Below are 23,208 nucleotides of genomic sequence, written 5' to 3'. Positions count from 1 at the left end.
TTGTTCACCGCGCGCGGACTGCCTTGACATTGCGGGGATCCTGATCGAGCACCAAATCCCACAACTCCTGTCCAGTCGGGTGTTCAGCTTCTTCGCGCACATGCGCGACCAGCCCCGCAGCGCGGCCGACAAGCATCAGGCCACGACCGAAGATCCCGTCCAATCCCATGTCCGCGACAATAGCGCCCAACGCTCCCGCTCCATTCATGGGCAAGCGCTTGCCATGATCTTGTTCCAGCACTTGCGGAATCGCCAATGCCAGCCGCCAATGCTTGCCAAAATACCCGTGCTGTTCCGAAATCTCCTGCAGCACCGGGACGCGCGGATCACCGTGGACATGAATATTGTGTCCAAGACCGGAAATGGGTGTACGTGTTTCGCGGTACTTTCGCACGAGTGTGCGTGCAGCCTCGGTCACCGCCTCGTCGGCCGCGTCGGGATCCAGCGTCGCCGCGCCCTTCTTCAACATATCCGCTACATTCAGCACGGTGCCGAGATAACGGCTACCAGCACCCAGCAAGCCTGACGCCACCGCGCCCTGAACCGATTCCGGCGCACCCAGAAATGTCAATCTCGTCGACAATGCACTCGGCGTTAGCCCATGATCAGCCGCGGCGACCAATATCAAGTTCGCCATGGCTTTTTCCCGTGGCTCTGGCATTCTTGAAAAATTCAACCAGTAAATCATGTCGATAAAATCGAATTTTCCAAAAATGTCCGTGGAAAGATTCTTGCCACGCACCATGATGACGTCCGGCGTGGTGTAGCCGATTTCAGTCTTGACTGCCATGTTTCTTTACTCCGATTCGTTCTTGGATAACGCTTCAACAATGACGACCGCGTCGAGCGCAATCGCGCCTTGGCCCGCTGCCCCGACCCAGACAGGATTCAGGTCGATTTCCCGTACTTGGGGATTGGCCAGCACAAACTGCGATATGCTGAGGAGCAGTTCCTCAAGCGCCCGCAGATCACACTTGGACTTACCCCGCGCACCGTCGAGCAACGGGAAGCATTGCACTTCTCGAACCATCGACTCACACGTCGCGCGCGTTAGCGGCAGCATTCGGCGACTGATGTCCTTAAAGACTTCCACGTAGATTCCGCCCAGGCCAAAGCTAAGGATCGGGCCAAAGACCGCGTCGCGCTGCACGCCGACAAACACCTCCACGCCACCGGCGCCGGCCATACGCTCAATCAACAGACCTTCGACAGAGGCAGAGGGCGCTTTCCCTGCGACAGATTTCAGAATGGCTTCACATGCGACACGAACCTCGTTCGCATTGGATAAGCCAATAGCGACGCCACCCACCTCGGACTTGTGCGCAATCTGCGGGCTAACGATCTTTGCCACCACGGGATAACCCAACTCATCGGCAAGCAGCACAGCCTGCTCTATCTCGACCGCCACACCACGCGCCATGAACGGAATGCCCGCACGACCAAGCATCTGCTTTGCCTCGACCTCAGATAGCGTTCTTGTCGGCGGTTCCTCCTGGCCTATTCGTGAGTGCGCGACGGGCTGGGGCTTAAAATCAGGATCGCGCTGCTTGATCCAACGTCCCCATTCAATCCAATGGCCTACCGCGCGCACGGCATTACTCAACGAGCGTGAAGGAACCAATCCGGCTTTTACAAGCGCGTGGTACCCATCACCCAGACGATCACTCATCCAGACAGGAAGAATGGGAACACTCGTACCCGCCTGCACTCGCACCGCGCTCTCTGCGTTATCGCGCATGACTTTTCCGTAGTCGAGTGGAAACGCGTAAAGCACCAATCCCACACCTGGGTCATCAACCACTGCCTGCAGTGTGTCATCGACCAGCCGAGAGTTCGTGAATATTTCCGTACCGACGTCCACCGGGTTCGCAATAGCGGCATAGTCAGGCAATAGCGATTTCAGTCGTTCGGTGGTGTGTGTTTCAAATTCAGCCAGTTTCAAACCCGCACTACCCACCTTGTCGGCGGCCAAGGTCACCGCCCCTCCTGAGGGGCCGTAGATAACCAGACTTTCTTTGCCTGTAGGCAGTTGACGGGCCAATAGCCAAGCGGTGTCGACAAGCTCATCCATATCGTCGACTTCGATCACGCCCAACTGCCGCAGCACCATGCTATTAATCTGCGCGGTGCCGGTAATAGAGGCGGTATGCGACTGTGCGGCCCGGATACCGTACTCTGATTTACCCACCTTCAGTGCAACAACTGGCTTACCCTTATCCGCCGCGTGCTGCACCGCCGCGACAAATTTCTCTCCGCTTTTAAAACCTTCAATGATGGTTGCAATTACCTTCACATCCGGCGCATCCGCCATATAGTGAATGAAATCGCTCACGTCCAGATCTGCCTGATTACCAGACGATGCCCAGGCGGCCACGCCTATCCCGCGCTCCATGGACTGCATGATCGTGCGTCCCAACCCACCGCCTTGCGTCGCCAGACCGATGGGACCAGGCGCCAGGTCCATGCGAAACGCGGGCGAGAATGACATACCCAATTTGGCATTGATGTTGTTGAGCCCAGGACAGTTAGGCCCATAAATGCGCATGCCGCTGCGCTGGGCAATCTCGCGCATGGTGTCCTCGTCGCGCCTGCCGGCTTCGCCCATTTCCCCAAAACCGGACGTCAGGACGATTGCAAACTTCGACCCCTTTTCCGCACATTCTTCTAGCACGGCAATAACGGACTTGGCCGGGACCGTGATGATCGAGACATCGGGCGGCTCTGGCAATGCACCGACAGAGGGATAGCACGGCAATCCTCGTATTTCCGATTTAGTTGGGTTGATCAGATAGAGCGGCCCCTTCAGATTGGAAAACTCCTGCAAGTTCTCCAGCGTTCGTCCGCCCACACTGTCATTTCGGCTGGAAGCGCCGACCAAAGCAATGGATCGTGGATTAAATAAAAGATGTAGATCTGAAAACAACCCCGACTTCTCCACTGAACTCATTCCGAACCCCTACGCTTGAACATCATGCTCACAATGCATTCGACGACGACCTCGCCGCGCTGTGATATCGCACTACGTCGAAACTTCACAATGCCGCGATCCGATTTGGAGGAAGGCCGTGTTTCGATGACCTCGATTTCTACGGAAATGGTGTCGCCAACGAATGTGGGCTTAAGAAAACGACATTCCGTACCGAGCAACGCCAGCATCGATGGCTCTAGCAACTGATTCACGATGGTTCGCGTATTCAGCCCGGCCATGTAGGACTCCACGAGTAATCCGTGTGCAATCCGTTTACCAAACAGCCCGCTACGTGCAGTCTCGTCGTCGACATGCGCGCGATTCATGTCACCGGTCAGCGCGGCGAACGAAACAATGTCCGACTCAGTAATCGTGCGCGATGATGTCTGATATTTGAAGCCGACCGGCAGGTCTTCCCAGAAATAGCGACCCGCCGCTATGCTGTCCAACGCCACCGCGGGCGTTCCTGTAGATGTTGTTTGCGACATGGGCGATCTTAATGAATGGCCGACATGCCCAGCAGGCTGCGACCGATGATGAGTGTCTGAATTTCAGTCGTCCCCTCGGGAATCGTTCCTCCACGCGTATCACGGAAGATCCGCTCAATGGGATAGCCCACCGCATAGCCTTGACCACCATGCACCTGCAGCGCCATGCTCGCCACTTCGTGGGCGGCCTCCGTGGCATACAACTTGGCGATCGCGCACTCCATCGTGGCTCGACCCTGCTGCAAAGCGCACGCAGCCTGATAAGACAACGCCCGCGCGGCATTGACCCGTATCGTCATATCAACGATATGTTTCTGTACTAACTGGAAACTGCCGATAGGCTTGCCGAACTGCTCGCGCGTCTTGGCAAAATCCGTGGCCAAGTCCAGTGCTGCCTGTGCCGCGCCCACCGCGCCGTGCGCAATATGCAGACGTCCGACATCCAAGCCTGCCAGCGTGATGCGCATGGCATCGCCTTCCGCACCCAAAAGGTTCTCGCGAGGGACCTTCACATCGTAAAAACCAAGTTCCGCTGTGCCCGTGCAACGCAACACCATTGTCTCCGCCGCGCGGCGCTCGAACGGGGACTCCTTTGCATCGACAATGAACAGAGATAGCTTGCCATCGCTATCCGCACTATAGGTCCGGGCAACCACAATACCGAAGTCGGCCCACAACCCGTTGCTGATCCACAGCTTTCGGCCACTGATGACGTAATGATCCCCCTTGAGTTCCGCGCGCGTCTGCACGGCTGCGGGATTGGATCCGACGTTTGGCTCCGTAATGGCAGTGAATATAGATGCCTTGCCCTCAATAAGCGGCTTTAGATACTTTTCCTTTTGCTCGGCCGTCCCCCGGCTCGCCAACATAAACATCGGCACATTCGTGCAGTTAAGCATGGTGCGAAGCGACAGCCAGTGATAGCCCAACTGCTCGAACATCATCGACCACGTCACATAATCGATGCCCAGCCCGCCTTCCGATTCTGGCAAGACGCCTCCCATATAGCCAAACTCCGCCAGTTTGGGAAACAGCTCGAACGGAAACTTCCGGCCGGCTTCGCTCTCATCGATCAACGGCACCACTTCGCGGCGCATGAAACGCCGTATCTGATCTTGCAATTCAATCTGTTCGGAGTTGAGATCAAAGTTCATGTTGATTCAGTTCACTTGAAGATAGGGAAATGAGCCCGATCAGCTCGAATAGCGGCCACCGGTCACAAACAATGTCGTCCCACTGATATAGCGCGCCACGTCTGAAGCCAAAAACGCAACTGCATTAGATATGTCGCGCGGCTCACCCAGAAAACCCACCGGAACCTTGGCGACGGCGGCCCCGTGCAACTTGGGGAAGTGCGGAAGATTGCGAATGCCCGGTGTCATGATGAAACCCGGCGCAATCGCGTTGACTGTTACGCCGAACTTGCCTTGTTCGAGCGCCAGCGCGCGAGTAAAGCCCACCAGGCCTGCCTTTCCTGCCGAATAGTTGACCTGCCCGGGATTACCAAACAGTGAGCGCGACGAGATATTGATCACGCGCCCCCACTTCTTTTCCATCATTTGTGGCAGCACTTCACGTGAACATAGAAAGGCTCCCTTCAGGATGATGTCAACGACGCTGTCCCAAGCCTGCTCAGTCATCTTGGTCAGATAGCCATCCTTCACGATGCCTGCGTTATTCACCAAAATGTCCACGCCCCCCAACTGCTGTGCTTGCGCAATCAGTTGCCTCACCTGGTCTTCGCTCGTGACATCACATACCACGGCAAGCGCCTCATGCCCCGCCTGGCGAAGTGCATCAGCCGTCTCTTGGGCATTGTCGGCATTGATATCGGAGACAACGACCTTGCACCCCTCCTCGGCCAACTTAAACACCGTATCGCGACCGATGCCGCTGCCCGCCCCCGTCACCAGGGCGACACGCCCCTCAAGATTGAGTTCCATAGCGCTCCTCAGATTTTCTTTTTCAACGAAATATCGTTTTATTCGACGAATGATCGTAATTTATAGATCAGACCACGCAATGTCAACACTCAGCTGTCGATAAATTCAACGATGCTGTAACTCTTGATTTTTCGCGATCTAGCCAATCTATCGTCCGAAATAGTCATTCTCCAGAGCTATTCTCGAACTCATTTAAGGAACCGGCGTGACGAAGTACAATACGACCTATCGTTATTACTTATTGGAGGCTGTGTGCCCGCAGACGTACCCGCTTGCGCCCGGACCCTGGCCGTCCTCGAAGTGTTTGCCCGTGAAAAACGCGAACTCTCCGTTTCCGAGGTCGCCCGGCTTCTGGACTTGGCTGACAGCAGTTGTTCAGACCTGCTGCATACGATGATGAAAGCCGGATACGTAATTCGTACGGCCAAAACCCGTCGCTTTTATCCGACGGGAAAGCTCTATTCCATTGCGCTGGATATTTCGCGCAATGATCCGCTCTACATGGCGAGCCTGGAGATGGTCGAGCTACTGAGTGAAAAAACGGGCGAATCCGCCTTCTGCGCCATGCTGGACGGCGGTGCCGTCAAAGTGCTCGCCACGGCTGAAGGCAAGCATCATTTGCGCTATGTGTTGCGCAACGGAGAGCGCATTGCACTACACGCATCAGCCCTTGGAAAGGCCGTACTCGGCAGTCTGGACGACGAGGAGATGCGCCGCCAATTGCGTCTCAAGCCATTGCGAAAGGTCACGACGGAGACCATCGTAGATCCCACCGAATTAGAAGAAAACGTCAAGGCACAACGCAAGCGTGGCTGGTATAGCGTCCAGGAAGAAGGCAACGAAGGTGTCCTGGCATTCGGTATTCCGCTAGAAATCGGCGATGCCAAGGCGGCGTTATCCATTGCGGGCCCCGTGGATCGAATGCTGAAGAATCGCGAGACCTATTTGGCGGAAATGAAGCAGATAGTCGCCGGACTGCCAGCCACTACCGATAACAAACCAGCCACGATCGACGCCTAAGCCTCTCATCGATTGGGGCCATCGAGTCCCAGATAGCCCCATGACGTTGAGTCAACAAGCGTCTGGCGACTCACACGGCCAGCCATTGGGATACCACCGCTTCGTTCGAGGCCAGTTCTTCGGGTTGGCCTTCGAACACGATGCGGCCATGGCCCATCACACAGACGCGCGTGGAGACTTTCAGCGCGATAGTCAATTTCTGTTCGACCAAAATGACCGAGACGCCCTTGCTGTTCATGTCCTGGATGCACTCGCCGACCTGGACGACGATCTTGGGGGCTAGTCCCTCGGTGGGCTCATCAATCAACATGACCAGCGGATTGCCAAGTAGTGAACGGCAGATCGTCAGCATCTGCTGTTCGCCTCCCGACAGGCTGCCGGCTTTGGTGTTGCGCCGTTCTTTCAGGCGCGGAAAATAGTCGAACATCTGCTCGACCGTCCATCGATGCGCGCCGGCTACGGGCGGCTGTTCCCCCATCTGCAGGTTTTCATCGACCGTCAGGTTTGCAAAGACCTCGCGTTCTTCTGGCACATAGGCGATACCGGCACGGCAGATCGTGTAGGGCCGCGAGCCGGCCAGATCACGCCCACGCAAGCAAATGCGACCAGATGTGGGCGGGACCAGCCCCATGATTGCCTTCATCGTGGTCGACCGCCCTGCTCCGTTTCGACCCACCAGGCTGACGACTTCGTTACGATGGATCTGCAAGTCCACACCGTACAGAACATGGCTTTTACCGTAATGCGCGTGCAGGTTTTCCACGGCGAGCAACGTGTCATTCAGCTCGTTCATGTTGTCGCCTCGTCGCCCAGGTACGCCTCGCGCACACCCGCATGCCCGCGGATTTCTTCGGGACTGCCCGTCGCAATGATTTCGCCATAGACCAGCACACTGATGCGGTCACTCAGTTTGAAGACGACGTCCATGTCGTGCTCGACGATCATGAGCGTGCGCCCCACCGAGATCTCCCGGATGAGCTGGGCCGTGTATTCGGTCTCATCGTGCGACATACCAGCCATGGGTTCGTCCAGCAAGATCAACGTGGGATCAGAGGCTAGCGTCATCGCGATCTCCAACGAGCGTTGCTCGGAATACGCCATTTCTCCTGCGATAGTCGATGCCTTTGGCGTTAGACGCACCAGCGCAAGCAACCGCTCCGTTTCGTCTCTAATGCGACGATCGTTGTCAATGAACTTCCAGAACACATACTGCAAACCATGCGCGCGCATCACGGCAAGCCGCACGTTCTCGAACGTGCTTAGCTTAGGAAAGATGTTGGTGATCTGAAACGAACGCGCCAGGCCGCGACGGTTGATCGCCTGGGGAGAACGGCCACCGATCTCGTGTCCCTTGAAGAGGATCGCACCGGAGCTCGGCGCCAGTTGGCCAGACATCAAGTGAAACAACGTGGACTTGCCGGCGCCGTTGGGGCCGATGAGCGCATGTCGTTCGCCTTCCTGCATACTCAGGTTTACACCACGAATGATGTCGGTCGCACCAAATGATTTGCGTAGCGACTGAATGTCGAGAATCGCGTCGCTCATGCTGCCTCCCTGCCTTGCGGCTCGGGCCCGGTAGTGGGCATCACCGACGGGTCGTCCCGCAGCGCGCGCATCTGTCTGCGGCAGCGCCGCACGAGCAGACCGCCGAGCGCCAGCATCAGTATCGGTACGCCCCAAGTCATCATGGATTGTGGCTGCCAAGCGTGGTCGAACAATGTTACGGCCGGCCAGGGATCGTCGGGTTTGAGCCGCGCCAACGAACGATATTCCAGTGAAAATAGGCGCTGAGCCAATTCGATGACAAACACAGCGCCAGCGCCAATCAATGCGGCCGAGGCAATCGCCTGCAAGAAAATCGGCATCAGCCTTCCCAGGCTATGATGCTCGCGCAGGCGGCCCGCGATGCCGATCAGCCCGGTCAGTCCAGTGGGCAGGAACATCATGACAAGGACGAATACGATGCCCTGGTACAGCAGCCAGGATCGCGTCAGGTCGGAGACGGCATACCCAAAAAAGGTCATCAGCGCCGCGCCGAATGCAGGCCCAAGGAACACCTGCACGCCACCGATATAAGTATTGAGCACGGCCGCCGCCGAGAGAGACGGATCGAAAACCACGTAATTCGCCGACTCGTTCGACATCACTTGCAAGCCCCCGGCCATGCCGGAAAACATCGCCGAGATAGCGAACGCCAATGTGCCCAATCCGTGAACGTTGTAGCCCAGGAACCTCAAGCGGTGGCTGTTCTCGCGCAATCCGTATGTCAACCGCCCGAGCGGCGTGCGCGTATACAGATACAGTAGCGCCACGCCAAACAACACCCAGGCTAGCGTCAAGTAGTACACCTGCGTGGTCGACCCAAAGTTGAATCCCCAGGCGGGCATGCGCATGGTTGAGATGCCCGCTTCACCGCCAAACACTCCCTTGAGATGCGGCGCGAGCGAATGGACAAGTTCTGCGATCGCCAGCGTGATCATCGCGAAATACGTGCCACTGCGCTGAGTAGCAAACCAGCCCGCGATGCCGCCGAATATCAAGCCCCCGACGGCACCGGCCAGCGGCATCAAGGGCGTAGGCAACAAACCCGCGCCGCCCACCGCATTCATCGCATGCACCGTCGCGAATGCGCCAACGCCGAAATATGCCGCATGCCCAAAAGACAGCATGCCGGCCTGCCCGCACAGTAAGTTATAGGCGCTGGCAAAGAGCGCGGCGATGAGCATCTGGATCGCAGCGTTTAACAACCCCTGCGACAACAGGAACGGGAGCACCACCAACACGGCGACGCCCATCAAACATGAAAGAAGGTGTTTTCTCATGGTGTCAGCCCTTTTCGCCCATGAGGCCACCGGGCCGCACCAACAGAATCAGCAACATGAGCGCAAAAGGCAGCGTGGCCGCCAGGCTAGATAGCTTGAGGGTCATCAGGCCTCCCATGTCGCGAGCCCAGTCTCCGGCACCAACCAAGGTCAAAAGATCGGCCAGGCTGCTGTCCACCGAGACGGCCAGCGAGGTGACGATGCCGATCAGCAACGACGCCAGCATGGCCCCCACCAGCGAGCCCAGGCCGCCGACCACGACGACCACGAAAACCACGACGCCGAGTTCGAGCGCCATGTTCGGATTGGTCGTATAGAAAGCGCCAGCCACGGCGCCAGCCAGTCCCGCCAACGCCGCGCCCGCACCAAAGACGCCCATGAAGACCAGCGGCACGTTGTGCCCGAGCGCTTCGGCCATGTTTGGCTTGTGGATCGCCGAACGCACCACAATCCCCACGCGGGTGCGCGTCAAAGTCAGGTAGATGACGACGAACATGACAATCGCGATACCCCCCATCAACAGCCGGTAAACGGGATACTGCGTCCCGCCGATACTGAAAGCCGAGAAATCCAGGAAGGCCGGTACCCGGTAGTCGACGGGATAATTGCCAAAAAACAGCTTGATCGACTCTGCGATGATGAACGATAGGCCAAAGGTCAACAGCAGTTCATGCGCATGGCCATAACGATGCACCCGGCGCAGAAAATAGCGTTCCACCACAACGCCGATCAGCCCGACCAGCACGGGCGACACGATCACCGCCGGCCAGAACCCGATCGCGCCCTGCAGCATATACGCGAAGTACGCGCCCAGCATGTAGAACGACGCATGGGCGAAGTTGAGTACGCCCATCATGCCAAAGATGAGCGTCAACCCGGCCGAGACCATGAACAACAACAGTCCATAGATGACGCCGTTCAGCAGAGAAAATAGAACTTGTTCCATGAGTGTCCGAAGGCAATCGACCCTGAACTTAGCTGGGCCGCTTCATCTGGCAACTGGATTGCGCGGGCGTCGAGGCTTCTTCGGCCGAGAGCAACAGTACGGGCTTGAATCCCATCTCCGTGCCATCCACCTTATATTTGGCGTCAGGCGTGACGGTGGACACCACCATGGGCAGTTGTCCCTGATGATCTGATGCGCGCATGCTCATTTCCCCCATCGGGGTCTGGATACGTGCCGTCTCCAGCGCCTTCGCGAAATCGTTCACGTTCAGCGCACCGTCCTGGGGCTGGCTGCGCTTGAGCGCATCTTCAATCATCTTCATGCCGTATACCGTTTGCGGCTCCACGAAGACCGGCAGATGGCCCGTTTTGGCTTTGTAGTCGTCGACAAACTTCGCCGCATCGTCGCCACCGGCTTCGGCGTTGAACGTGTGAACGACAAAGTTGCCTTCAGCCAAGTCTCCCGCGTTGGCCAGGTTGCCGGGCTGGTCCAGATATACCGTGCCGTATCGCGCCTTAAGACCGGCTGACTTGGATGCCTTCATCAGCAGCAGCAAATCATTGGACCAGTTTCCGGTCATGACGGTATCGGCGCCGGATGCCGCGATCTTTGCGACGTAAGGCGAGAAGTCCTGGATCTTGTTCACATCGTGCAAGGTCTTCTCAACGACGGTATAGCCGCCCTCCTTCTGGTTATCGACAATGGCTTGCTCCATGTCCTGGCCCCAGGAGTAGTTTTGATTGATGGAATAGACCTTGGTACCTAGTGCGCCGGCCTTCTTCATTCCTTCGATCAGGGATTTAGTACGGACCTGGGCATTACCTGCAAAACGGAAATGATAAAAATTGCATTTTTCACCCGTCAGATCCAGCGCCTCGGCACCCATGTTGATGTAGACCACCTCCTTGCCGGGGTTGCGCAGATTGTGTTTGCGCACGTCCTCGGTGATCTGTCCGCCGATGGCTGATGACGCCCCCTGCACGACGATCTGCACGCCATCGGCGATGGCGGCCTTGAGTTTGTCGGCAGCACCCGAGGGGCCACCTTGATTATCGTATTCCCGCAGTTGCACCGGCTCGCCGTTCCATCCACCTGCAGCGTTGATTTGATCAACGACATAGCGCACTGCCGTACGGTAGGCTTGCCCCGAAGAAGCCTGCGGGCCGGACAGCGTTTCCACCAGGCCGATCTGGACCGGTGCAGCCGATACGGACGCGGCGCAAAACGCGCCCATTCCGGATACGACCGCAAGAGCGTAAAGGTTTCGCTTGTTCATCTGTGTCTCCTTGTTTTCTAGTCTTAGTGCGGTAAATGGAGCGGATCAGGGATTCATAGATACTCCATGTTCCCGTCCACACTGATCGCCTGGCCTGTGATGTTGCGCGCCGCTGGCGAACAGAGAAACAGGGCCATGGCCGAGATATCATCCGTCGTGACCATGCGGCGCAGCGAGATCTTTTGCATGTATTCCTCGCGCATCGCCTCGACAGACACACCGGCCGCCGCGGCGCGCGCGCCGATCACGCCCGTCATCCGGTCGCCTTCGACCGTGCCGGGCAGAATCGCATTGACGCGTACACCATGGGGCCCAAGCTCAATCGCCAGTGATTTCATCAAACCGACGAGCGCCCATTTCGTACATGCATACGGCGTACGCAGCGCGTAGCCCAGTCGACCCGCGACCGAGCTCATGGTTATCAGCCCAGGATTGTTGCCGGACGCCTTCAGCAGCGGAATGGCACAGCGTGCGAAGTAAAAATGACTGTTCAGATTCACATCGACCGTGCGCTCCCAATCGGCATGCCGCAAGTCTTCCATCGGCCCGGTGGGCCCGGCGATACCGACGTTGCTGATCAACACGTCCAGGCCACCCAGACTATGCTTGACGTCATCGAACACCATATCCACGTCTTTAGCGATCGAGGCGTCCGCTGTACTGGTCGTGATGGCCGGCGTTTCGGCCGCCAACCCATCGAGCGCGACGCGGTCGACGTCGCATACATGTACGCGCGCGCCCGTCTCGCAGAAGGCACGTGCGATCGCGGCGCCGATACCCGAGGCGCCGCCCGTGACCAGAACACGCAGGCCCGGCACGGGCCTGAGCGAATCGATAATGCGGTTATGCACCTAGTAGTCTCCTGTCTCGGGGATAGGCAAAGTGTCAAGCACGCGCTGGTGCAAAGCTATATGCGATGTACACATGAAAACTGGTGTTTTGATATGATGTTCGCACAGCGTCTTTAAGGGAATATACCGACGAGCTCCTACGGACGTGTACTCCCCATGGGAGCTTGTCGTGACGAAATTCACCAAGCGGCCCTTCTGAACGCTTGCGCGTTTGGTCCGCCGCGTGCCTACCGCATATTGCCTACGACGCATTGCCCACCATTGTGAAAACCCATGCCCCGGCAACCCCTTGATCGCAGACTGCACACTCTTTCGCCCGCAAGCCTGCCAGGGGACGCCGGCGCCGAGACCATCGCCGCCGAACTGGTCGGATTGCTGCACAGCAATGCCCCGACAGAGGATTTCGCGGCACGATTGACCACGCTCGAGGCGTTGCCCGACGCGCTGACGCAAAAGAACAGCCTGATCGAACTGGTGCGCATGGCCATGGGGCTGCGCAACCGGCTTGAGCAACATGAACAGCGTGAGCGCGGTCTGCTCGCGGTGATCGAGTCCGCACAGGATTTGGCGGGTAGGCTTGATCGGTCCGAACTGCTCAATGCGATCGTGACCCGTGCCCGGGATCTGCTCCGAGCCCATCTTTGCTGGCTGACCATCTACGACGCCGAGGTCGGCGAATTCAAAGTGGTGGTCGCCGAAGGAGCGATCGCCGCGCGCACCGGAAAAATGACGGCAAAACGCACGCTGGGTGTCGCCGGCATCGTGATGTCCACACGCCTGCCTTTCGCCACGCCGGATTACCTGCACGACAATCGTTTTGCCCATGACTCTGTCCTGGATGACATATTCCGCGACGAAGGCGTCGCCGCGCTGGTGGGGGCTCCCCTCATCTGGGACAACAACGTGATTGGCCTGTTGTTCGTCGCCGATCGCTATCACCGTACCCACACGGCGGTGAATGTCTCTATTCTGTCCACGCTGGCGACCCACGCGGCCATAGCGATCAACAATGCCAAGGCCTTTGCAGATGCCCGGTCGGCCCTGGAAAAAGCCGACCAGGCACGTACCGAACTGGAGCAGCACGCGCGCGACGTACAGGGCGCCGTGGAAGCGCACGAACGCCTGACTTTGCTGTTGGCCAAGGGAGCGTCATTGGCCGAGCTATGTCAATCAATCGCGCAACTGCTCGAGGGCAGCATCGTGGTGCTGGACGAAAGCCATCACGTGATCGCGCGCGCTACGGCGTCCGGTTATGACGGCATCGCATCCGATGCTTACGAACCGTATGGTCCTCACAGCGCCGCGCTGACACAAGCTCTCCGAGACAGCCGGCGCGCCGGTCGCTCCACGATCGCCTACAAAACCCAGGGCGAGATTTGTCGAACGATTGCCGTGATTGGCGGTGGTGGCATCCTGGGCGCTATTCTGTTGTTTAGACGCGAGGACATGCGCGACACGTCGATCCGGACCTTCGAAAGAAGCTCCAGCATCATTGGTATCGTGCTGCTATCACAAGAGCGCATGGAAGCCAGCAAGCATCGTGACGTCTCCGAATTCCTGCAATCGCTGATATCGCCCCGACAGAGCGAGCCCACGCTGACCCCGGATCGCGCTGAACGTTTCGGACTGGATATCTCACAACCCCTGACGCTGATGCTGGTCGAATTGATCCAGCAGGAACCCAGCTTTCTAGCGCGGCGCCTGCGCGCCATCTTTACGCACCCGGCGTTGGTGGTCGATGAGGTCGATGGTGTGCTCGCCTTTGTGTGTAGCACGGCACACGTTCCTTACTTACGAGAGACCTTCGATGACTTCGCACGCCAAGAGTTGGGCGACGCCTATCGGGGGGTGCTGTCGCGACCCGCACAGAGCGCCGCAGAGATGCCCGCCCTCTATACATCGCTGCGGCGCGCATTATCCGTCGTGGGCCGCTTGGGCATGCGCGCACGTATCGTTGGTCAAAATGAACTGGCCCTGTATTCCGTACTATTTGAAACGCAGGACCGCACCAGCCTGAACACCTTTCTGGATGCCTCGATCGGTGCCATCATCAGGCACGACAACAAACGCGGATCCGCGCTGGCCACGACCTTGCTGGCCTATTTCGACCACGCCCAAAACGCCACGGTCACGGCATCGCACCTGGGAATTCATGTAAACACCATGCGGCAAAGGCTCACGAGTGTCGAGGAACTGATCGGCCAGTGGAGCGATACAGGGCGTGCCCTGGAAATTCACGTTGCCTTGCGCCTCTGGTACATCGGCGTGGCGACCATTATGCCTACTTAATCGGTTAAATTCCGACCTTGCCCCGGTCCGCCACTTTCAGACGCTTATGACACAATCCGCACCACCATTCTCATTGTCCAGTCCGATTGCGGAACTACTGACACAACGTTATGGCGAGGAAGTCGCCAGCGACTATCCCGTCATTGACAACCCGGCCATCCGGCTGGCGTTAGGTCACCGTTCGGTACGCGCCTTTTCCTCACGGCCGCTGGCACCCGAGGTACTGCCTACCCTGATCACTGCCGCGCAGTCGGCATCGACATCGTCGAATCTACAGGTCTGGAGCGTGGTAGCCATCCAGGACCCCGAGCACAAAGACCAAGTCGCCCACTGGGCACGCAACCAGGAATTCGTTAGGCAGGCACCCTTGTTTCTCGTCTGGCTAGCTGACTTCGGCCGAGCACGGCAGGTGGCCGAGCAGCACAGCCGGGAAATTGACGGTGGCGAATTCGTGGAGTCGGTGGTTCTGGCCTCGGTCGAAGCCGGTCTGGCCGCGCAGAACGCCGTGCTCGCCGCCGAGTCGCTCGGCCTGGGGGCAGTCTATGTCGGCGCCATTCGCAGCCACATCCGGCCGCTGGCGGCCAATCTGAAGTTGCCGCCCCAGGTGATCCCCGTATTCGGCACCGCCATCGGCTACGCCGACGAGGCTGTCGCGCATAGCATCAAGCCGCGCTTGCCTCAATCGGCGGTGTTACACCACGAATACTACGACGGCGCCACACAGTTACCGGCGGTCGACGTGTACAACCGCGCACTGGACGCGTTCTGGAAAAAGCAATCCATCGAACATCCGCTCTGGACAGCCCACATCCTGAACCGCCTGAAAGCCAACCCGGCGGATCAGCGCTATGAGCTGCGCAGCATCCTCAACGACTTGGGTTTCCTGTTGCGCTGAGATCCGCTGAATCCACATTTCGTGATTCGATGGCGTTAATCGAACGTGACGCCCGACACCGCTACGTGATCGTCAGCGAACATCCAGAGCCAGGAGTTAGTGCGCGGAGCCGTCCCCATAGAAAACGGCGTAGTCGTGCGCGGTATCATTCATCGTTCACCCGGAAGGCTTACGCTGGCCAGCCTCGCATGCATTTCGTCGCTGAATTTGCAGCTAGTGGCGATTTCCCGGAACGATATGGCTTAAGAGCCGCATAAACAAACGGTCTACAAAATTCATGAAATTAGCCACCTGGAATATCAACTCCCTCAAAGTCCGCTTGCCGCAAGTCCTGGACTGGCTGGCGGCCAACCCCGTCGACGCCCTGTGCCTACAAGAGCTGAAACTCACCGACGACAAGTTCCCGCTGGACGCCTTCACCGAGCTGGGTTATCAGGCCGCCTGGGCCGGTCAAAAAACCTATAACGGCGTGGCCATTATCTCGCGCGAGCCGGGCTCCGCTCTGGTGCGTAACATCCCCACCATGGACGACCCGCAACAACGTCTGATCGCCGTCACCCTGCCCGCCCCTGGCGGCGACGTGCGCATCATCTGTGCCTATTGCCCCAATGGACAGTCCCTGGATTCCGACAAGTACCCCTACAAGCTGGACTGGTACCAGCACCTTAACCGCTGGGTCGCCGAAGAGCTTAAAACCTATCCGCGTCTGGCTTTACTGGGTGACTACAACATCGCCCCCGCCGACGAAGATGTGCATGACCCCGCCAAATGGGTGGGCCAAGTGCTGGTCTCCGAACCCGAGCGCACGGCCTTTCGCGCCCTGCTCGACCTCGGGCTGACCGACTCGTTCCGACAGTTCGATCAACCCGAGAAATCGTTCAGTTGGTGGGACTACCGCATGCTCGGCTTTCGTCGCAACGCTGGCCTGCGTATCGATCATATTTTGCTATCTGAACCGCTGGCCAAGCAATGCACGGCCTGCGTCATCGACAAAGGCCCGCGCGGCAACGAACAGCCGTCTGACCATGCGCCCGTCGTGGCTACGCTCGACCTGACCTAAAGCGGAATTCGGGCGCCGTCACAAACTGGCGAAAGCCCGGCGCAAGGCTCTGGGAATATGCTATATTTTCGTGCTGATTGGGGCGGTAGCTCAGCTGGGAGAGCGTCGCGTTCGCAATGCGAAGGTCGGGAGTTCGATCCTCCTCCGCTCCACCAAAAAATCATCTAAAGTAGCCCAAGGAAGTCTAAAAATTCCTTAGCCTCAACGACTTAGGGATTTTTCTTTGCCTAGGGTGCTATACATCGGTATATGGACATACCGTACTTTAGAGCGGTATCTTTGACGGTATCCTGAGAAAATGACGACCCAACACCGTCAGATACCGTCAAGGCCTACTATGCCGCTTACCGATACCGCAGTCCGCCAAGCCAAGCCCATTAGCGGCAAGTCCCGCAAGATGTCCGACGGTAACGGTCTATACCTCCTAATCGAAGACATAGACAAAAAGTACTGGCGCTGGGACTATCGCTTTGCAGACAAAAGGAAAACGTATTCTATTGGCGTGTATCCTGAAACGACACTTGCCGAAGCTCGCAGGCTCCATCTAGAAGCTCGTAAACTGCTAAAGGAAGGGATAGACCCCAGCCAAGCCCGAAAAGCTGCCAAGCAAGCTAAAAAGCTAGCTGCAGCTTCCTCTTTTGAAGCTGTCGCCCGAGAGTGGTTTGCCAAACAGTCCCCATCTTGGGCGGCAAACCATTCAAGTAAGATCATCGGTAGGTTAGAGAAAGATGTTTTCCCATGGTTAGGAAAACGGCCCATCAGTGAAATCACGCCGCAAGAGTTGTTAACGCTCATACAACGGGTCGAAAGCCGTGGCGCAATAGATACCGCCCATCGCATTCTCCAAAACTGCGGTCAAATCTTCCGGTACGCGGTTGTCACTGGCCGAGCAGGGCGCGATATAGCTATAGACTTGCGTGGAGCCGTCGCACCCGCCAAACATACCCATTTCGCGGCCATCACCGACCCGAAGCAGGCAGGAGAGTTACTACGCGCTTTAGATGCTTTCCAGGGGACGTTTGTCGTACGGTGTGCGCTCCAGATAGCCCCCTTAGTTTTTGTACGTCCTGGCGAACTACGGACCGCCCAATGGCAAGATATAGATTTAGAAAAAGCCGAATGGCGTTACTTCATCACAAAGACCAAGACCGATCACTTGGTTAGCCTTTCTAAGCAGGCCGTTAAAATTCTGCAAGACCTACGTCCTCTTACCGGAAATCGTACCCACGTATTCCCCGGTCGTGACCCAAATAAACCGATGAGTGAAGCCGCGATCAACGCGGCGTTACGACGCCTAGGTTACGACACCAAAACTGAGTTTACCGCTCATGGATTTCGAGCAATGGCTCGTACTCTCCTAAGCGAACAACTCCGCTTCCCTAGCCATGTGATCGAACATCAGCTTGCTCACAAAGTCCCCGATGCGTTAGGTACAGCATACAACCGCACCAAGTTCCTCGAAGATCGCCGACAGATGATGCAAGCATGGGCCGACTATTTAGATGAACTCAAGGTCGGCGGCAACGTCATTCCGCTGACGCGCACAGCGTGACTTTAGTGCGCGAACATTTAGCCTTAACTCAATCAAACACCGAATCGCCCCGGTCGAGCGCTAGCGCTTTGTTTTGGGATGACTCAAAGGTAGTCGCATGGAACCCGCAAACCACTGCATTTACGACCAGAGAGAACAATTTAGTGCGTGGGAGACCGCATGCTTAATAGCAGGATTCGATCCTGCTGGCCTCGATCAAGGAGACCTGAGCAGCGCACCAAAGGTGAAAATCCTTTCTGCACTAATTGAAGATGCATACCAAAATGCTCTTTATTGCAGTCGAGCCCTGTGCCTTGGACAAACTGTTTACCGCGACGGTATTCCTGTTGAGTATTGCCCCTCAAACAGTAAAGGAACTCCCATTCAGTTTGGTGTATCAGCAACTCCTTCCACACTACCCAGCGTGGAGATATGGGAAGCGTGCGAACACGCAATCAAAAGTGGTAATGGCCTTGACGCATACGCGGAAAAACTTCTGAGTACGAAGCATGCTAGTTTCTGGCGGAACGATATCAAAAAGTGGTTGAAAGAAATAGACTGGAAAGAAGCACGATATTTCGCCAGCTCAGCAAGAAAGCTGCAGGAAAGCCCGATAGGAACTCGTGAGCGAGAAACCATGCTGAAGCTAATTATTGGGATGGCTATCAAAGGCTATGACTATGACCCTAATGCCAAAAAAAACGAAGCTACAGGGCAAATCGCAGCAAGCCTGCAGGGAATCGGCCTTCCTGTTTCCGACGAAACCATACGCAAATATCTAAAGGAAGCAGCAGAGTTGCTGCCAAGAAAATCACCTGCAAATTAGCCTAAAACCAACTTGGCTTTACCAAAACTCAATTTGGCCTGCGCAATGTCAAACGTCGTCAAACTGGCTTCCTCGTTCAACACACAGGAGCACATGGCGATGACTACCAATACATCAGTCCAAACAGCCAAAACAAAGAAGGCAGCAGCCTTACCCGCAGAAGGCTATTGCAGCATTAGAGCTTTAGCACAGCCCAATGGCGTAACCCCTTGGGCGGAAAGCACGATATGGCTACTCGTTCGGCAAAGGAGATTCCCTCAGCCAGAAAGATTTGGCCTGCGTTGCACTCGCTGGCGCGTGGAGCAGATTCGCGAGTACCTAGCCGATCCAAAGGCGTGGGAAGCGTCATACGCCCCGAACCTATCCTCCTACGATGAAAACTCTCGCAAGCAGAAAAGGGCTAGACGCACCTCCTAGAAGATTTTGCAATCAATTGCAGAATCCATCCTGCGCGGGGGGCGGTGGGAAACCTCTCACTGCTGCTCTATTAGAAGGTTTACTGAACATACAAACGAGAGCTGATATGGCTACTCTCAGTCATCTATTCATTGATAAGGTATCAGCGACACTACAAGTACAAACCGATCCACTCCAGCACGCCGTTACCGAAAGGCTTCAAACGTGCGCGGAGTGCGAATACATCATCCAAGTACTATCTGGACCGCTGCTACAGAATTACCATTTCGCCTACACGCTACCACTAGCCGGGGGGCGGCATCTAACGATACAAGCAGTCCCACGCTTTGATCGCATGAACTTCATAAGACTGGAATTCAATCCGAAAGTCCGGGGACAAAATGGAGAGCATCCTGTTGATCTGATCGGCAACGTTCTATGCCCCAGCTGGCCAAACTTTTTTGGGGACCTCGAACACGCCCGCTTTACTCGTCTGGATTTCGCTGTCGATATCCGGGGCGTGCACATTGAGCAACTAGGGCTATACCACAGCACACGCTCCGTATTTTCTCGAAAGTTTGAAGCCCAGTTTGATCGGGGGGGACAGACAACGGGCATCTACCTAGGAAAACGCACGAGCAACCGTTATATCGTGGCCTATGACAAGAGACGAGAATTCATAGAAAAGCAAGGAAAACGCCCCCGTCTGCGAGGAGCGTGGACAAGGATTGAATGCCGACATGCCGACCTAGGAAATCTCCGCACAATTTTCGATATGCCAAACCCGCTGCTATCGTTTACGTTAACCCGCTACCCGTCACAGCAGCTCGACGAAACGAGTGCCCTCTTTCTAGACTCATGCCGTTACCGGGGAGCGCAAGCTGCTCTATATCGCATCAAGAACCGACGAACACGAACCAGATACCGAGCGTGGTTATCAGAGCTTAGCCCCCCTTGGTGGAACCCGCACGACATTTGGGAACAGCGCGGGGAGGCTTTAGCCAATGCGTTGGGGTGTGCATTAGGTACTAATCCTCATTAAACATCGAAAAGGACTTTCCCCTGCAAATTCTTGCAATTTTCCAGACCGAAAAAAATCGAGCATAGAACCGTGTCAGCATCCCTACTACACGACTCTATGCTTTTCGTGTAGGACTGCGAGCCAATCCTAACCTACTCAAATTCTTAGAGCGATCGTTTGTTGAAAGTACTTAACTTGATATTGCCTTTCTCGCGGGACACTGCCTCATTCACGTCTAGTCCTGTCTCTCGACAGCCAACCATCCTCATCACTTGGACGAAGTTCTCGCCTGCTCTAGCAGAGCAGCAGCACGGCGGGGAGCCCATTTTTCTATCTGTTGTTGAATCACCTGCGAATCAGGTGGGTAACCTAGCATACTGAAAGCTCTTATCGCTTCCTGCTGGTATTTCTCTTCATCTAATACATCGCCAAATACCATCAACAAACTACGCATTCTTAATTCTTGATAAGGGCTTGGCCCTGGCGCCTCGTAACTTTGAGTCAGCACGCCTTTCCAATCCCCACACTCTCGACTAGGTATACTCGGCTTATCAACTAACCCCTCCTTCATGAGGATCACGCACCACGAGGTCATGGGCTCCATCGGAGAACGTAGAGGTAGTGGTTTTTCCACCTTGCCTGAAGTAACCGATGTTCCTAGCCCCATCTTAGATGCAATAGCCAAGCCATAGGCCACATATTGCCTTTCCCGAGAGCCTATTCGCTGCGCACCCCCATCATCTTTCAACTTCTCCCAAATCTGCACAGCAGCTTTCGGATTTTTAGTTAAACCTCCATCGCCTCGAAACAGCATCCAAGCATATAACGCCCTAGCCTGTGGATCTGACCGTTTTGAAAGCCGTTGAGCTGCGAAAGCAGCGTTTTCAGGGGTCCCAGAGCCATAATAAGATTGCTCATCAATGAGAAATGCCGCTGTGGTACGCATTTTTTCTTTCACCGTTGGGTCTGCCTCCACAGCCTTCCAATAACCCAAGGCTTTGGCCTGATTGCGCTCGAATGCGGGACCCCCATATCGATATGCCATTGCCAATTCCCAAGCAACGTTGGCCTGCTCTAAGTACTGGAGCCCCTTTAACGCCTTCTCTCTGTCGGGCAGCGATATGTAATATCTTCCAAGATCAGCCATAGCGGGTCGGTAACCTTGATCCTTGGCTTTGGTAAGCAACGCCAGTCCCTCCTCTACGCGCGAGGGAGAACCGCCCTCCACAAACACCATGAGATAGCCTCGCTCTTCCATTGCCTCGACGCATCCATCTATTGCTGCCTGCTCCAAATATTTAGTGGCCAGATGCTTATCCTTTTCGACACCTAGTCCGCCTGAATACATGCGATACAAATAGAATTTTGCTTCTGGATTCCCTTCATTTTTTTTGAAAATTTCAACGGCACGTCCGTAGTCTTTGTTGTTATATGCATTGATACCATCAACCACTTCTGCATTACTTTTGCATCCAGCACTCAAAAAGACGATTGCCCCTAAAATTGCCGACACTACCAACTTTCGCGACTTAACTTTCAGCATTCTTCCACCATGTTGTCTCGTCAATGCCATGGAACGCCCCTATCTCATGCTGTTTACGTTAAAAGAACGATGAACATTGATACACTCGTCCTACTTATTCACATGAACATCTATGCGTCTAAGGAATTGACGTTGAAAATTACGGATGTCCTGCACCGCAGAATTATCTAAGCTATTTGCTTAGCGCTTCACTTTGAACCCACACACGAGCAGAGTCCCCACTGGGAAACCTCAATAAAACTTCCGACCGTGTTAGTCCTTTCTTCAAAACAGCGCCGTCGAATGTGGCTAAGGTGGAATAGCAACCCACGCTACCTAACAGGCCCCTCTTCCCCTGAATGATTAGTTGTGTACCATCATTCAATGCTCGCTCACTCTCGCACATGATGTACCCATCCCTCAGAAGGCCCTTTGTGGAAGCATTCGAGGACGGCTTGGATGACGATGCCGCCGTCGTTGTCTTTCCGTTGGATTGAGACCGTATTCCTTTAGCAGAATCAACGCCGTTGAGATACGAAACAACCACTGAGTTTCCCAGGGTCTTGGCCGCAGATAGCGCATTGTCACCATCGCCGTTTCTTATTGTCTTACTAGCGCCAGCAGCGACGAGAAGCTTGACCACCTCTAAGTGTCCTTGATATGACGCCAGAATTAGCGGAGTGTCGCCGTCTGGAGCCGTCTTGACATCTATCCTAGGTCTTTTCTCAAGCAATGCCTGTACGCAGTCAGTCGCCCCTGACTGAGCTGCTAAGGTCAAGGGAGTAAAGCCGTACTTACTATTCGTGTCAGCTCGTGCCCCACCTTCCAGCAGGAGCCTCACTGCAGAGCATTGCTTATTGGCCGCAGCAGCACTTATCGGCGGACTTCCGTCTATGTTTATGGAAGGAACGCCCCCGCTCATTTTGTTTAGATCAAATTTAGCTGCTATGTACTGCCGTATTGTTGCCAAATCGCCAGACCTCGCCGCTTGACTAAGGCCCTCGGCAGTCAATGTTTCAGCCCTAGCGAAAGAGAACACAACGCACCCTGCCACCAATAAAGTCAAGCCAGTCAATTTGCGCATTCGTATTTATTTATACACAAAAGAAACGAAATATATACGAATCAGCAACACTTGTGTGACGGTATTTTTGACGGTATTTAGAAGCTTAAAAAATTCCAAATATAGTATTTATGCGGCTTTTAAGAGACACTTTGGTAGTCCTCCGCCCACCAAAATTCCCGATAGAAACAGGGCACTACATTTAGCGATGTAGTGCCCTGTTTTGCGTTGTACAGCGGGTCTTGCTACAACAGATCTGGCAAAATTATCCAAGTCTTTTAGGCGGCGTGT

The 23,208-nt window shown here is 55.7% G+C and carries 20 protein-coding genes and 1 tRNA gene; 8 read left to right on the top strand and 13 right to left on the bottom strand.

Annotation, left to right across the window (positions count from 1 at the left end; genetic code table 11):
* Window positions 1-4: 4 nt before the first annotated feature.
* Genes ACYVDM_RS11970 through ACYVDM_RS11950 form a run of 5 tightly spaced genes read right to left on the bottom strand, consistent with a single transcriptional unit; the run spans window position 5 to window position 5,399 of the window.
* Window positions 5-790 (bottom strand): citryl-CoA lyase, encoded by a 786-nt coding sequence (locus ACYVDM_RS11970; RefSeq protein WP_415785538.1) that lies wholly within the window; start codon window positions 788-790, stop codon window positions 5-7.
* Between the two features lie 6 nt (window positions 791-796).
* The gene (locus tag ACYVDM_RS11965) at window positions 797-2,947 is read right to left on the bottom strand and encodes an acetate--CoA ligase family protein (RefSeq protein ID WP_415785540.1); all 2,151 of its coding nucleotides are present in this window, start codon (window positions 2,945-2,947) and stop codon (window positions 797-799) included.
* The gene (locus ACYVDM_RS11960; protein ID WP_415785542.1) at window positions 2,944-3,456 is read right to left on the bottom strand and encodes a MaoC family dehydratase; all 513 of its coding nucleotides are present in this window, start codon (window positions 3,454-3,456) and stop codon (window positions 2,944-2,946) included. The genes ACYVDM_RS11965 and ACYVDM_RS11960 overlap by 4 nt, the downstream gene beginning before the upstream one ends.
* Before the next feature lie 8 nt (window positions 3,457-3,464).
* Complete coding sequence (locus tag ACYVDM_RS11955; protein WP_415785544.1) at window positions 3,465-4,610, bottom strand: acyl-CoA dehydrogenase family protein; 1,146 nt, start codon at window positions 4,608-4,610, stop codon at window positions 3,465-3,467.
* Window positions 4,611-4,649: 39 nt separating this feature from the next.
* On the bottom strand, window positions 4,650-5,399 hold the full coding sequence (locus tag ACYVDM_RS11950; RefSeq protein ID WP_415785546.1) for an SDR family oxidoreductase: 750 nt from the start codon (window positions 5,397-5,399) through the stop codon (window positions 4,650-4,652).
* Window positions 5,400-5,651: 252 nt separating this feature from the next.
* Between ACYVDM_RS11950 and ACYVDM_RS11945 the strand changes: the two genes are divergently transcribed.
* Window positions 5,652-6,419 carry an IclR family transcriptional regulator gene (locus tag ACYVDM_RS11945; protein WP_415785548.1) on the top strand — a complete coding sequence of 256 codons (768 nt, stop codon included), beginning with the start codon at window positions 5,652-5,654 and terminating at the stop codon, window positions 6,417-6,419.
* A 70-nt stretch (window positions 6,420-6,489) separates the two neighbouring features.
* Here ACYVDM_RS11945 and ACYVDM_RS11940 read toward each other — a convergent pair whose 3' ends face one another.
* Genes ACYVDM_RS11940 through ACYVDM_RS11915 form a run of 6 tightly spaced genes read right to left on the bottom strand, consistent with a single transcriptional unit; the run spans window position 6,490 to window position 12,314 of the window.
* Complete coding sequence (locus ACYVDM_RS11940) at window positions 6,490-7,212, bottom strand: ABC transporter ATP-binding protein (RefSeq protein ID WP_415785550.1); 723 nt, start codon at window positions 7,210-7,212, stop codon at window positions 6,490-6,492.
* On the bottom strand, window positions 7,209-7,964 hold the full coding sequence (locus ACYVDM_RS11935; RefSeq protein ID WP_415785552.1) for an ABC transporter ATP-binding protein: 756 nt from the start codon (window positions 7,962-7,964) through the stop codon (window positions 7,209-7,211). The genes ACYVDM_RS11940 and ACYVDM_RS11935 overlap by 4 nt, the downstream gene beginning before the upstream one ends.
* Entirely contained in the window at window positions 7,961-9,241 is a 1,281-nt protein-coding gene (locus tag ACYVDM_RS11930) for a branched-chain amino acid ABC transporter permease (RefSeq protein ID WP_415785554.1), read from the bottom strand. Before ACYVDM_RS11930 ends, ACYVDM_RS11935 begins: the two co-directional genes overlap by 4 nt.
* A 4-nt stretch (window positions 9,242-9,245) precedes the next feature.
* Window positions 9,246-10,187 carry a branched-chain amino acid ABC transporter permease gene (locus ACYVDM_RS11925; protein WP_415785556.1) on the bottom strand — a complete coding sequence of 314 codons (942 nt, stop codon included), beginning with the start codon at window positions 10,185-10,187 and terminating at the stop codon, window positions 9,246-9,248.
* 28 nt (window positions 10,188-10,215) lie between these two features.
* Window positions 10,216-11,463 (bottom strand): branched-chain amino acid ABC transporter substrate-binding protein, encoded by a 1,248-nt coding sequence (locus ACYVDM_RS11920; RefSeq protein WP_415785558.1) that lies wholly within the window; start codon window positions 11,461-11,463, stop codon window positions 10,216-10,218.
* A 53-nt stretch (window positions 11,464-11,516) separates the two neighbouring features.
* A complete protein-coding gene (locus ACYVDM_RS11915) occupies window positions 11,517-12,314 on the bottom strand; it encodes an SDR family oxidoreductase (protein WP_415785560.1) in 798 nt (265 codons plus the stop codon).
* 273 nt (window positions 12,315-12,587) lie between these two features.
* On the opposite strand from ACYVDM_RS11915, the gene ACYVDM_RS11910 reads away from it, so the two are divergent.
* From ACYVDM_RS11910 to ACYVDM_RS11880, 7 genes are all read left to right on the top strand, one after another.
* Window positions 12,588-14,603, top strand: coding sequence for a helix-turn-helix domain-containing protein (locus ACYVDM_RS11910; protein WP_415785562.1), 2,016 nt, complete (start codon window positions 12,588-12,590; stop codon window positions 14,601-14,603).
* Between the two features lie 46 nt (window positions 14,604-14,649).
* Complete coding sequence (locus ACYVDM_RS11905; RefSeq protein WP_415785564.1) at window positions 14,650-15,498, top strand: NADPH-dependent oxidoreductase; 849 nt, start codon at window positions 14,650-14,652, stop codon at window positions 15,496-15,498.
* Window positions 15,499-15,775: 277 nt separating this feature from the next.
* Complete coding sequence (gene xth, locus ACYVDM_RS11900; protein WP_415785566.1) at window positions 15,776-16,558, top strand: exodeoxyribonuclease III; 783 nt, start codon at window positions 15,776-15,778, stop codon at window positions 16,556-16,558.
* 79 nt (window positions 16,559-16,637) lie between these two features.
* Window positions 16,638-16,713, top strand: a tRNA-Ala gene (locus ACYVDM_RS11895).
* Window positions 16,714-16,895: 182 nt separating this feature from the next.
* Entirely contained in the window at window positions 16,896-18,110 is a 1,215-nt protein-coding gene (locus tag ACYVDM_RS11890; protein ID WP_415785568.1) for a tyrosine-type recombinase/integrase, read from the top strand.
* 97 nt (window positions 18,111-18,207) lie between these two features.
* On the top strand, window positions 18,208-18,915 hold the full coding sequence (locus ACYVDM_RS11885) for a hypothetical protein (RefSeq protein WP_415785570.1): 708 nt from the start codon (window positions 18,208-18,210) through the stop codon (window positions 18,913-18,915).
* A gap of 373 nt (window positions 18,916-19,288) precedes the next feature.
* On the top strand, window positions 19,289-20,353 hold the full coding sequence (locus ACYVDM_RS11880) for a replication initiation factor domain-containing protein (RefSeq protein WP_460475391.1): 1,065 nt from the start codon (window positions 19,289-19,291) through the stop codon (window positions 20,351-20,353).
* Window positions 20,354-20,600: 247 nt separating this feature from the next.
* Here ACYVDM_RS11880 and ACYVDM_RS11875 read toward each other — a convergent pair whose 3' ends face one another.
* Together ACYVDM_RS11875 and ACYVDM_RS11870 are read right to left on the bottom strand one after the other, a co-directional pair.
* Window positions 20,601-21,905, bottom strand: coding sequence for a tetratricopeptide repeat protein (locus tag ACYVDM_RS11875; RefSeq protein WP_415785572.1), 1,305 nt, complete (start codon window positions 21,903-21,905; stop codon window positions 20,601-20,603).
* Between the two features lie 142 nt (window positions 21,906-22,047).
* On the bottom strand, window positions 22,048-22,938 hold the full coding sequence (locus ACYVDM_RS11870; RefSeq protein WP_415785574.1) for an ankyrin repeat domain-containing protein: 891 nt from the start codon (window positions 22,936-22,938) through the stop codon (window positions 22,048-22,050).
* Window positions 22,939-23,208 lie beyond the last annotated feature (270 nt).

The sequence above is a fragment of the Bordetella tumulicola genome, from assembly GCF_054779135.1.
The sequence above is the reverse complement of the archived record's forward strand: the minus strand, read 5'-3'. Positions and strand labels throughout refer to the sequence as shown.